At 60.7% G+C, this 12,217-nt stretch carries 7 protein-coding genes; 4 read left to right on the top strand and 3 right to left on the bottom strand.

What is annotated here, in order from left to right:
• Positions 1-46 precede the first annotated feature (46 nt).
• On the top strand, positions 47-1,348 hold the full coding sequence (locus IEW18_RS10490; RefSeq protein WP_188557803.1) for an alginate O-acetyltransferase AlgX-related protein: 1,302 nt from the start codon (positions 47-49) through the stop codon (positions 1,346-1,348).
• Between the two features lie 109 nt (positions 1,349-1,457).
• On the opposite strand, the gene asnS is transcribed toward IEW18_RS10490, so the two are convergent.
• A complete protein-coding gene (gene asnS, locus IEW18_RS10485; RefSeq protein WP_188557802.1) occupies positions 1,458-2,864 on the bottom strand; it encodes an asparagine--tRNA ligase in 1,407 nt (468 codons plus the stop codon).
• Positions 2,865-3,146: 282 nt separating this feature from the next.
• On the opposite strand from asnS, the gene rpoN reads away from it, so the two are divergent.
• The 3 genes from rpoN (at position 3,147) to IEW18_RS10470 (ending at position 9,226) form a co-directional block, all read left to right on the top strand.
• Positions 3,147-4,736 (top strand): RNA polymerase factor sigma-54, encoded by a 1,590-nt coding sequence (gene rpoN / locus IEW18_RS10480; RefSeq protein ID WP_229728691.1) that lies wholly within the window; start codon positions 3,147-3,149, stop codon positions 4,734-4,736.
• Positions 4,737-4,877: 141 nt separating this feature from the next.
• The gene (locus tag IEW18_RS10475) at positions 4,878-5,507 is read left to right on the top strand and encodes a hypothetical protein (RefSeq protein ID WP_188557801.1); all 630 of its coding nucleotides are present in this window, start codon (positions 4,878-4,880) and stop codon (positions 5,505-5,507) included.
• 116 nt (positions 5,508-5,623) lie between these two features.
• On the top strand, positions 5,624-9,226 hold the full coding sequence (locus IEW18_RS10470) for a PAS domain S-box protein (RefSeq protein ID WP_188557800.1): 3,603 nt from the start codon (positions 5,624-5,626) through the stop codon (positions 9,224-9,226).
• A gap of 93 nt (positions 9,227-9,319) precedes the next feature.
• Here the strand turns inward: IEW18_RS10470 and IEW18_RS10465 are convergent, their stop codons facing one another.
• Positions 9,320-10,054, bottom strand: coding sequence for a LytR/AlgR family response regulator transcription factor (locus IEW18_RS10465; RefSeq protein ID WP_188557799.1), 735 nt, complete (start codon positions 10,052-10,054; stop codon positions 9,320-9,322).
• A gap of 335 nt (positions 10,055-10,389) precedes the next feature.
• Positions 10,390-11,769, bottom strand: a complete 1,380-nt coding sequence (locus IEW18_RS10460) for an FAD-dependent oxidoreductase (protein WP_188557798.1) — start codon at positions 11,767-11,769, stop codon at positions 10,390-10,392.
• Positions 11,770-12,217 lie beyond the last annotated feature (448 nt).

The raw sequence follows: 12,217 nt of genomic DNA, 5'->3' as shown, positions 1-12,217 counted from the left end.
TCACTGGCCTTCCCTTGGACAGAGCTATTCTTTTTCTGTGACGACGTTGTTCAAAAGACTTTTGCTCGGGCTGCTGGTGCTGCTGCTGGTGTTGCCGGCCTTGCAGGCGCGGCTGCGCTTTTACCCGGAAGGGGAGCTGGCCGGAGCCTTTACCCGGGCCCCGCACCCCGATTTCAGCTGGGAAGGGCTACGCAGCACCGCCTACCAGGAAGCCCTGGGGCGGTACGTAGAAGACCGTCTGGGCTTTCGTACCCTGGCAATTCGGCTGCACAATCAGCTTTCCTTTTCGCTATTCCGGGTAGCTGGCCTCACCGACCTGACAGTGGGGGAGCACGAAGTACTTTTCCAGCCCGGCCCCATTGCCACGTTTGCCGGCCAAGACTTACTGGATGAGGCCGAGGTGCGGTTCCGGGTGCGGCGGCTCCGCCTGGTGCAGCAAGAACTGGCCCGGCGCGGGGTGAAGCTGCTGTTCGTGCTGGCGCCCAACAAGGCTCGTTTTCAGCCCGAAGACCTGCCGCTTCGCCTGCGGCCCGCTCCCGGCACCGTCACCAACTACGACCTGTTCACGCGGGCCATGCGCGCCGACAGCGTGGCCCTGCTGGATCTGGTGCCCGTATTTGCCCGCTGGAAAACCACCAAGCCCTACCCTCTTTTCCCGCGGGCCGGCACGCACTGGAGCGGCTACGGCGCCACCCTGGCCGCCGACACGCTTTTGCGGCACCTGGAGCAGTTGGGCAACTTGCGCTTTCCGCAGGTGCGCACCGTGGGCCCGCCCCGCATCATTAGCTCCTCTGATTCCTTGCGGGCCACGGATAACGACCTGGGCTGGCCCCTGAACCTGCTGTGGCAGCGCGAGGCTACTCCGCTGGCTTACCGGCGCCTGGCGTTCCTGCCCCCGCAAGCCGGCCAAACGCGCCCCTCGGCCTTATTCGTAGGCGACAGTTTCACCTGGGGCCTGATGCAGTTCAGCCCCTACGTACAGCGTGAGTTTGCCGACGATACCCGCTTCTGGTACTATAACAACGAGGTGCACCTGCCCGACAGCACCTACCACGATACGGGCGAGCGAGTAGCCAACCTGAACTTGCAGCAACAGCTCGAAAGTCGCCGTTTCGTCATCCTCCTGTTCACCGAGCACAACCTCAAAGACCGGGAATACGGCTTCACCGACCACGTGTACCGCCTATACCATCCGCTTACGGCTACCGACCAGGCGGCTATTGATCAGCTCGCGCAAAAGCTAGCCCGCGAGGCTTCCTGGGAAGAGCAAACCAAAGACCTGGAGGGTTTTCAGCAGCGCATCCGCGCCAAAGCCCAGGACCTGTATGAGCGGCAGCTGCTGCAGTAAGCAAGCACAGTCAACCATTACGCACGCAAACGGCCGCCCTACGCAAGCAAGGCGGCCGTTTGTCATATACAAATCCGTGCAATCCGATAAATCCGGCTAAATCCGTGATTTAGAATTCCGCGCTTTTGGGGAAGCGGGGGAAGGGAATGACGTCGCGGATGTTGCTCATGCCGGTGATGAACAGGATAAGGCGCTCGAAGCCCAGGCCGAAGCCGGCGTGCGGGGCGGTGCCATACTTGCGCAGCTCCAGGTACCACCACAACTCATGCTCGGGCACGTTCATGGCGGCCATGCGGGCCTGCAGCTTGGTCAGGTCCTCCTCGCGCTGGGAGCCCCCGATGATTTCGCCGATACCGGGGAACAGCACATCCATGGCCCGTACGGTTTGGTCGTCGTCGTTGAGCTTCATGTAGAAGGCCTTGATGTCCTTGGGGTAGTCCGTCAGGATAACCGGCTTCTTGAAGTGCTTCTCTACCAGGTAGCGCTCATGTTCGCTCTGTAGGTCGGTGCCCCAGTCCACGGGAAACTCAAACTTCTGCTTGGCTACCTTCAGAATTTCCACGGCCTCAGTGTAAGTAAGGCGCTGGAAATCATTGTCTACCACAAACTGCAGGCGACTGAGCAACTCCTTGTCATACTGCTCGTTGAGAAACTGCAGATCGTCCTGGCAGTGCTCCAGGGCGTAGCGCACCAGGCTCTTGAGGAAGTCCTCGGCCAAGTCCATGTTGTCCTGCAGGTCGTTGAAAGCTACCTCGGGCTCGATCATCCAGAACTCGGCCAGGTGGCGGGCCGTGTTGGAATTTTCGGCTCGGAACGTGGGGCCGAACGTGTACACCTTGCCCAGAGCCATGGCGGCTACCTCGGCCTCCAGCTGCCCGGAAACCGTGAGGTTGGTTTGCTTACCGAAAAAGTCCTGCTTGTAATCTACCGCCGACTTGTCTTCCGTCAGGGGCGGGTTTTGGTCGGGCAGGGTGGTGACGCGGAACATCTGGCCCGCACCCTCGGCATCGGAGCCGGTTACGATGGGCGTATGGACGTAGTAGAAGCCTTTGCTGTTGAAATAGTTGTGCACGGCAAACGCCATGGCGTGCCGGATGCGCAGCACCGCCCCGAACGTGTTGGTGCGGGGGCGCAAGTGGGCAATGTCGCGCAGGAACTCCAGGGAGTGCCCCTTCTTCTGCAGGGGGTAGGTAGTCGTGTCGGCCGAACCGTACACGGTGATTTCCGAGGCCTGAATTTCAACGGTCTGGCCCTTACCCTGGGAGGCTACCAGCTTGCCGCGTACGGCTACAGCGGCCCCGTTTTCTACTCCGTCCGCCTTCAGCTTTTCCTCCGGAAACTGCTCGGCGTTGGCTACTACCTGAATGGAATTAAAGCCGGAGCCGTCATTCACGGCAATAAACTGCACGTATTTGTTGCCGCGGCGGGTGCGTACCCAGCCTTTCACCAGCACTTCGCGGTCCAGGTCAGTGCTGCAGAGCAGTTCCTGCACGCTGGTTTTTCGGAGGTCGGACATCGGGAGGTTGTTCTTCTGAAAAGGTAAATCACTAAGAACAGCAAAGGTAGAAGTTTTAAGGGGTGCGAAAACCGCTATTTGCCGGCCAGAACCAAGCACAACGCCTTGCCCGCGCCCAACTGCCGGCCGCGGCGGCCCCTACCCCTCAAGCCAGGCGGCACTTTGCGTCGTCCAAGCCCACCAGGAAAGCCAACATTTTCGCCGTAACTCCAGTAGAGAAAGGGCTATATTTGGCCTAACCACCCCGTTTCCAAACCGGCGGGGCGTACGCGTTTTTGGAGTATGCAACGACTGGACATGAAGCAGCTTCTCTCGCAGAAGCTGAGCCCCCAACAGATTCAATTTATTAAGCTCCTGCAGATTCCGACCGCAGAGCTAGAGGCCCGTATTAAGGAAGAGCTGGAAGTAAACCCGGCCCTGGAAGAAGGCGACGAGCCCGATGATGAGTTTGAGGACCAGGACCGTGACGACTCCAGCGACTCGGACGAAGACTTCGACAACGACCCCGACTCGGAGTTCGATAACCCGGATAACACCCTCGACGAGGATTTTGACGGTGGCCAAAGCGAAGAGCAACCCGAAATAGAGCTTCCCACCAAGGAGGAGCCCGCCGATAGCAAGGAGTCGTCGGATAACGACGACCTGGACCTGAGCGACTACCTCAACGACGACGAAATAGCGGGCTACAAAATGCAGGGCGACGGCCCGGGCGAAGACGAGGACGACCGGGAAATGCCCCTGGCCGACACCAGCGGCTCCCTGATGGACAACCTGCTGGACCAGCTGGGTTTTGCCAACCTCGATGAAAAACAAGAAGCCATTGGCCGCCAGCTGATTGGCTCCATCGACGGGGACGGTTACATCCGCCGCGACTTGTCGGCCATTGCCAACGACCTGGCGTTTTCCCAGAACATTGAGGCCTCCGTGCCGGAAATTGAGGCCGTGCTGCACGTCATTCAGTCGTTTGACCCGCCCGGCATTGGCGCCCGCGACCTGCAGGAGTGCCTGCTGCTGCAGCTGGAGCGCCGCCCCCAGGACGAGGCAACCGAGCACGCCGAGCAGATCCTGAACGAAACCTTTGACGAGTTTACCAAAAAGCACTACCCCCGCATTCAGCAGAAGCTGGACCTGGAAGACGACGAGCTAAAAGAGGCCATTGCCCTGATTCTCAAGCTTAACCCCAAGCCCGGTGGCACCGGCCCGGTAGGCATGGGCAAGGTGCAGTACATCATTCCCGACTTTATTCTGACCCACGACAACGGCCAGTTCAACCTGACGCTGAACTCGCGCAACGCTCCTGACCTGCGGGTGTCGCCGGCCTACACCGATATGTTCCGGGCCTACGACAAGGCCTCGAAGAAGGACAAGAAGATGAAAGAGGCCGTAACCTTCGTCAAGCAGAAGCTGGACTCGGCCAAGTGGTTTATTGACGCCATCCGTCAGCGCCAGAACACCCTGCTGCGCACCATGGACGCCATTGTGCGCTATCAAAGCGAGTTCTTTGCCGAGGGCGACGAGAGCAAGCTGCGGCCCATGATTCTGAAGGACATTGCCCAGGAAATCGGCATGGACATCAGCACCGTAAGCCGGGTAGCCAACTCCAAATCGGTGCAGACTGAGTTCGGCATTTATCCGCTTAAGTACTTCTTCTCCGAAGGCATTGCCACCGACTCGGGCGAGGACGCCTCGAGCCGGGAGGTAAAGCACATTCTAAAGGAAATCATTGAGGGCGAGCAGAAAAACAAGCCTCTTTCGGATGACAAGCTGGAAAAAATGCTCAACGCCCGCGGCTACAATATTGCCCGTCGCACGGTAGCCAAGTACCGCGAGCAGCTGAACATTCCGGTAGCCCGCCTGCGCAAGGAGCTGTAGGCCGCCCGCCAAGTGGCAAACCAACCGGGCCCCCGTTAGCGTAGCTTCGGGGGCCCGGTTGGTTTGGGGGGTAGCCCCGCCGCTTCCCTACATTGCCGGCTGCCGTACCTTCGTTTGCTTCTGCCCTAGCTCTGCCTATTCGTGACGCGTGGTTTTGCCACGGCTCTGTCGGCGGTGTTTCATCCGCTGCTGGTGCCGTTTTACCTATTCTACATCGTCTGCTACCAGTTGCCTGGGGTAGTAATTCTTCCGCCCCTGCCCGACCGGTGGCTGGTGCTGGCGGTGGTGTGGGGCTTCACGTTTCTGCTACCCTGCCTGGGCACGGTAGTGCTTATTAAGTTTGGGCTGGTCGACTCGTTGCAGATGCCCGAGCGGGAGCAGCGGGCCTGGCCCCTGCTGCTGGCCGCCAGCAGCTTCGGGGCGGCGGCCTGGCTGCTGCACCGGCCGGGCCTGTTCGATCCGCTGCTACCCCGCATGATGACTGGCATGACCGTGGCCGTGCTGCTCACCTTCCTGCTCACCCTGCGCTGGAAGATTTCGGCCCACGGCGTGGGCATGGGCGGGGCCGCCGGACTACTGGCGGTTCTGCACTTAAGTGAGCCCGACAGTGGCCCTACTGTGTGGTGGCTGGCCGGCACTATTCTGGCGGCCGGGGCCGTGGGCAGCGCCCGGCTGGCCCTCAATGCTCATACCGAAGCACAGGTATGGGCTGGCCTGGCACTGGGCGCGGGGCTGGTGCTGGGAGTAAGTGCGGGGCTGGCCTTGGGCTAGCCCGGAATCATTCCTATCTTTCCTATACCAACCGGCATTCTCGCTTGCCGGCTCTACTACCTTACTAGCTCCAGGTTAGCGTCTTAAGCTGCTACTGCCTGATTCTGCCGTTTTCTATGTCTTCCTCTGATTCAACTATTGACGCGGGTACCCTGGCCGACCAGTTGGCCCAGGAGCGACGGGAACGAATGGCGGCGGAGCGGCAGGTGCAGGCACTGCGCCGCCACCTGACGGCTACTCAGCGGGTTGTTGGGCGCCTGACGGGCAGCATTACCCGCCTAACCCAGAACCTGCGGGTGGCGGTGTTGGTAGCCCACCAAAATGGCAAAGTCGTGTTGCTGAACCAGGAGTTTTGTGACTTGTTTGGGCTGGAAGACGCCTCGCCGGGCATGCAGGAGCAGCCCGCGGAGCCCCTGCTGGAAGGCCTCATTAACCAAGCAGCCCGGCCCGAGGCCATGCGCCAGCGCCTGGAGGCCATGCGTGCCGTAAACCAGCGGGTGCTGGGCGAAGACCTGGAGCTGGCCGATAGCACGGTGCTGGAAATGGACTTCATTCCGCTCAGCGGCCCGGATGACCTGGTGCCGACGGGCTTCATGCTCTCCTTCCGCGACGTAACCCAGGCCCGCCGCGCCGAGCAGTACCTGAACTCCCTCTCCCGGATTCCGGGCCAGAACCCCAATCCGGTGCTGCGCCTGCACGCCAACGGCCGCGTGCTGTACGCCAACCCGGCCGCCGAGGAGTTGCGGCAGGAATATATGGACCCGCGGGAGGAGCCGGCCTTCTCCCAGAATCTGTACCAGGCCGCTACTAACGCCCTAGCGGCGGGGGTGCCCACCCAGGCCGAAATCGGCTTTGCTGACCACTGCTTTCAGCTGGCCATTGTGCCCTTCGTGCACGACCAGTACGTGAACCTCTACTTCACCGACATTACCCAGGTAAAGGACGCCGAAAAGCGCTTGGTGGAGCAGCAGGAGTTTTACGAGACCGTACTCAACCAGCTGCCCGCCGACGTGGCCGTTTTGGATACCCAGCAACGCTACCGGTTCGTGAACCCCTCCGCCATCCGCGACGCAGCCCTGCGCGAATGGATTATTGGGCACAACGACTTTGAATACTTCGAGTACCGGAACCGCCCACTGGAACTGGCCCATCGGCGGCGGGCCATCTTCGAGCAGGCCGTGCAGCAGCGCCGCCTGATGGCCTGGGAAGAAACCCTGGATACGCCCGAAGGTCAGCGCCTGTCTTTGCGCCACATGCACCCCGTGTTTGGCCCGGAAGGCGACCTACGCATGGTTATTGGCTACGGGCTGGATATTACGGAGCGTCACGAGGCCGAGGAGAAAGTGCGGCGTAGCGAAGCCCGCCTGCAGGAGCAACAAGACTTTGTGCAGCAGGTAGTTAACACCACCCCTATCATTATTTGGGTGTGCGACGCGGAGGGGAAAACGCAGTTTTCCAACCAGGCCTTCGAGGATCTGATGCGCACCGGCCGCCACCGCACCACCAGCTCGGCCAGCCCCGAAGACCCGGTAGCCACCGAAAACTGGGCCCACGAGCAAAGCATTCAGCAAGTGCTGAAAACGGGCCAGGAAATAGCCTACGAAAGCTCCTTTACCCAGCTCAGCGGGGCCGTGCGCTGGTTCCAGACCAGTATTCGGCCCTTGCTTCGGGCTGATGGCAGCCTCAACGTCATGGGCGTGAGCACCGACATTACGGAGATAAAGCAGGCCGGTACTACCCTGGAGCGCACGGCCAAGCAGTACCGCGACCTGATGCACTACTCCCAGGCCCTCATCTGCACCCATGACTTGCAGGGCGTGCTGCTGTCGGTGAACCCCGCGGCGGCCCAGCTGGTAGGCGTGGTACCGGAGCTGCTGGTAGGCCGCACTCTGCACCAGGTGCTGAGCCCTGAGCTGCATCCCCAGCTTGAGCTGTACCTGGAGCAGGCTCACCAGCAGCAGGAACTCATGGGCCTGATGACCCTGCACGGCGCCGACGGCCGCCCTCACCACCTGATGTACAACAACTACCGCGTGGAGGAGCCCGGCGAGCTGCCTTATGTCATTGCTTACGGTCAGGAAATAACCGAGCGAATTCAGGCCGAGCAGGAGCTGCTGCGCGCCAAGGAGGAAGCCGAGAATACGGCCCGGGCCAAGGAAAATTTTTTGGCCAACATGAGCCACGAAATTCGCACACCCATCAATGGCATTTTGGGCATGGCCGGGCTGCTGTCCAAAACCCCGCTCGACCCCGCCCAGCAGGAGCACCTGCGCATCCTGCGCAACTCAGGCCGCCACCTGCTCACCGTCATCAACGACGTGCTGGACGTGGCCAAAATCGAGGCCGGCAAGCTGGAGCTGGAGCGCATGGCCTTCGATATCAACCAGTCGATTCAGGATGCGGTGCAGAGCCTGGCATTTCGGGCCGAGGAAAAGGGCATTGGCTTCCGGCTGGAGCTGCTACCGCTGCCGCACCCCGTCGTCATCGGCGACCCGGGTCGCATCAACCAGATTCTGCTCAACCTGCTCAGCAACGCCGTAAAGTTCACAACCCGCGGCGAGGTAGCCCTTACCTCCCGCCTGCTCGAGGAAACCCCAACGGAGCTAACCCTGGAGTTTGAGGTGCGCGACACGGGCATTGGCATTTCGCCGGATAAGCAGGACACCATTTTCGAAAGTTTCTCGCAGGCCTACGCCGATATTTCGCGCCGCTTTGGCGGTACGGGTCTGGGCCTGACCATCAGCCGCAGCCTGGTGCAGCAGCTGGGCGGGCAGATGCGGGTGGAAAGTGAACTGGACAAAGGCAGCTCTTTCTTTCTTTCCCTGACCTTGCCCCGGGCTCAGCACGCCCTGCCCGAGCCTACCCGCCTACCCCCACCCGACTACGCCAAGCTGCGCGGCAAGCGCGTGCTGCTGGTGGAAGACCACCCCGTAAACCAGCAGCTGGCCCTGCTGATTCTGGAAGGCTGGGAGGTGGAAACCCATGTGGCCTCCGATGGCAACGAGGCTCTGGACCAACTGGAGGCCCGCCTGTATGACGTAGTGCTGATGGACATTCAGATGCCCGGCATGAGCGGCCTCGACGTGACCCACCGCCTGCGCCAGCACCCTGACCCGCTGCGCGCTACTACTCCCGTTATTGCCCTCACGGCCAACGTGATGCGCTCCGATAACGAGACGTACCAAGCCGCTGGTCTGGACTACCTCTCCAAGCCCTTTGAAGAGGACGATTTGTTTCGCAAGCTGGAAGCCAACCTGCGCCCCGTTGCGGTGGCCGTGCTGGAAGCTCAACCAGCCCCGACCCCTACCCCGGCCGATGCGCCAGCACTTGCCGGAGCCCCAACCGAGGTGCCAGTAGAAGCGCCGGCCTCGCTGTTTGATCTTACCCGCCTGCGCGATACGGCCCACGGCAGCACCATCTTCATGCAGAAAATAGTGGGCTCTTTCCGGACACATACGCCGGCTGCTGCCGCTCAGCTGCGGGCCGCCGGGGCCGCCGCCGATTGGCCGGCCGTAGGCGCTGTTGTGCACAAGCTGCGGCCGTCCTTGCAGTTGCTGGGCATTGAGGCCGCCCAGGAATTAGTAGCCGCGCTGGAGCCGCTGTCCAGGCCCAATGCGCCCGCCCTGGCCACCCCCGACCAGCTCCCGGCCCTAACCTGCCAGCTTGCCGATTTGCTGGAAGCCGCCGTAGAGCAGCTTGGCAATGCCCACGTTGAGTAGAAAACAGCGCCCAAAAGCGTTAAGCGGGCTACCTTTCCGCACCCGCTGGAAAAGTAGCCCGCTCCGTATGTTCAGAGGGAAGCCGGGGCAGCGCTAAATGCGGTTTAGCTTCCGGAAGAAGGCTTCCTGGTAGGATTTGCCGATGGGCACGTGCTGGCCACCTGGCACCACGGCAGCCCCGTCCTCGATGGCTTCTATGCGGCGCATGTTCAAGATGTAGGACCGGTGCACGCGCACGAAATGGTCGAAGGGCAAGCGGGCGTCCAAGGCCTTCATGGTGGTGTACACAATGTACTTCTGCTTGTCCGTGACAATAATGACGTAGTCGGACAGGGCCTCGATGTAGAGCACCTCATCGAAGTTGATGCGCACCATCTTGTTGTTGACCTTCACGAACAGGTCGTTGTCGGGCGGGGCCGGGGCAGCTACGGGGCTGGCGGCGGCTGGCACCGGGGCGGCGTGCTGCTGCAGAGCCCGCTGCACGGCGCGGCTGAAGCGGGCATAATCAAAGGGCTTCACCAGATAGTCGGTCACGCGCAGGTCGAAGGCATCGACGGCAAAGTCCTCGTGGGCAGTGGTCAGGATGACGATGGGCGGATCGGAGAGCACGCGCAGCAAATCCAGGCCGTTGAGTTGGGGCATCTGGATGTCGAGAAAGAGCACATCAACCCGGTTACCGGCCCGGAAATAGTTTAGACCCTGCAACGCGTCATCCAGGGAAGTAACCAGTTGCAAGGAATCAGTCAGGGAGATGTAGTGCTCCAGCGTCAGCCGATTGATTTCTTCGTCATCAATAATAGCACAGGTCAGAACGGGGGCAGTAGCCATAAGGAGCGGGGAAAGGAAATCGGGGCGTGTACCACCTTACTACCCATTGACACGCAAGATGTACCTGTCAGACAAGTGGTTTGGGGTTGTTTTGAATAGCTAAACTACTCTACTTCTAGTAGTCAATCAAGTTAATTGTATTTCTTCCGTCCTATTGTCTCAATCTTGGACCGACTAGGAGCTAGCCAAGCAGCAAAATAGCCTTTAGAAGCTGCTTGTACTACTTTAACCAGCCCAACCCGCTACCGAATATTCCCGGATTGGGTTGCCCGTACCAACGAATTGTCCAATGATCTGGATTGCAGATGGGGGTTAGCAACTGGTTTTTGTGTGGGCTACGCCCGGCGGCGCGCCATTTCAGCGGCCACCAAGGCCTGCACTTCCGGCCGCTGGTAGTCCTCCTCCGACTGGATGTGGGGCATGAGCCGCTGCATAATCTGCTCTTGCTGCTGGCCGTTGGCCCAGGCCTCGGCGTAGGGCAGGTGGGAAAAGGTTACCTGCGAGTACAGGGGTAGCCACTGGTTAGGGTACTGGGCGGAGATTTTGCTCTCGATTTTTTTCTGAAGCAGAAACCGGGGGTCGGCCACCCGGTCGCGCATTTCCTCGAAATTGTACACGGCCAGATCTGCCATAGCGTCGGCATTGGGCTTGCGCACCTGCTGAAACTCCTGAAAAATGGTGTTCCAGTCGTGGCCGTGGCGGCTGAGCAGCTCGTGCAGTACGGTGCAATCCTCGAAGCCGGCGTTCATTCCTTGCCCGTAAAATGGCACAATGGCGTGGGCTGCATCGCCGAGCAGCAGCACTTCATCGTGGTGGGTCCAGGGGTAGCAGCGCACGGTTACCAGGGAGCTGGTCGGGTTTTCGAAGAACTCGGTTTCCAGTTCCGGCATCAGGGGCACGGCGTCGGGAAATACTTGCTCGAAGAAGGTTCGCACCTGAGCGGGCGTTTGCAGGGCCGCAAAGGAGGCCGGGCCTTCAAAGGGGAAAAACAGCGTGCAATTAAAGGACCCATCGAGGTTGGGCAGGGCAATCATCATGTACTGCCCGCGGGGCCAGATGTGCAGGGCGTGCTTTTCCAGGGCCCAGCCACCGCCGGGGGCGGCCGCAATGGTCAGCTCTTTGTAGCCGTAGTCGAGGTAGTGCTGGGAGTAGTTGAAGCGGTCAGTGCGTTGCAGGGCGGCCCGCACGGCGGAGTAGGCTCCATCAACCCCAAACAGGCGCCGGAAAGGAATGGTCCGGCTTTGGCCGAGCTCCGTATCGAGCACATCCACGGTTTGCTGGCGCAAATCAACGCGCTGGCACTGCTGGTTGAACGCCACCCGGATGCGCGAATTCCGCTCCACCAAATCCAGCATGCGGCGGTTGAGGCCCGCCCGCGACACGGAGTAGATAGACTGTCCTTCCTGCCCATAGGGCTGATACGTGAGCTGACCCTGCACGGCGTGCATCATGCGGCCGTGCATGGCAATGGCCACATCCCGCACCGACTCGGCAATGCCTACCCCTTCCAGGGCCCGCCACCCCCGGTCAGAAAGGGCTAGGTTAATGGAGCGAGCCTCCACGGGGCCAGCCTTTCGAATGTCGGGCCGCCGCTCAAACATTTCCACCGAGTGCCCGTGCTGCGCCAAGTACAGGGCCAGCAGGGAGCCGACTAAGCCGCCGCCCATGACGGTAAGAGTTTCAGAGTCAGCGGCAGTAGATGCAAATTCGGCCATGGGGCGCACAAGGGTAAGCGAAAGGAAAAGGAGCGGATAGACCAACGAAAGTAACCGATTCTGCTGGTATCGATTGGCCGAGAATCTGCGGGGGTTGAACGGGCAGAACACGGGGGTTGAACGGAAGAACGAAAACTGGGTCAGTTCATCCGGCTTTATTTGAACTATTAAATGATTTTATATCCCTCGACCTGGACAATATGCCGGCCAAACTTCCTACTGCACGCCTGATTACGGCAACTGGCTGCTGCCACCACCGGCCGGCAAGGCCCCGCTGGGTCCGGCTGGTCCGGAACGGAGCCGTTGCTCCGGCAACGGCAGCAGCACCCACCTCTCGCAGTTCACAAACTCCGGTTCGCTCATCGGATGCTACCTCTGCGAAGCCATCGGTATTGCGGCTTGGCGACTATGCCATTGGCGACGAGGACTGCCCTTTGCTATACGGCCC

It is taken from the genome of Hymenobacter glacieicola, assembly GCF_014640315.1.
GTDB classification, from domain to species: domain Bacteria; phylum Bacteroidota; class Bacteroidia; order Cytophagales; family Hymenobacteraceae; genus Hymenobacter; species Hymenobacter glacieicola.
The sequence above is the reverse complement of the archived record's forward strand: the minus strand, read 5'-3'. Positions and strand labels throughout refer to the sequence as shown.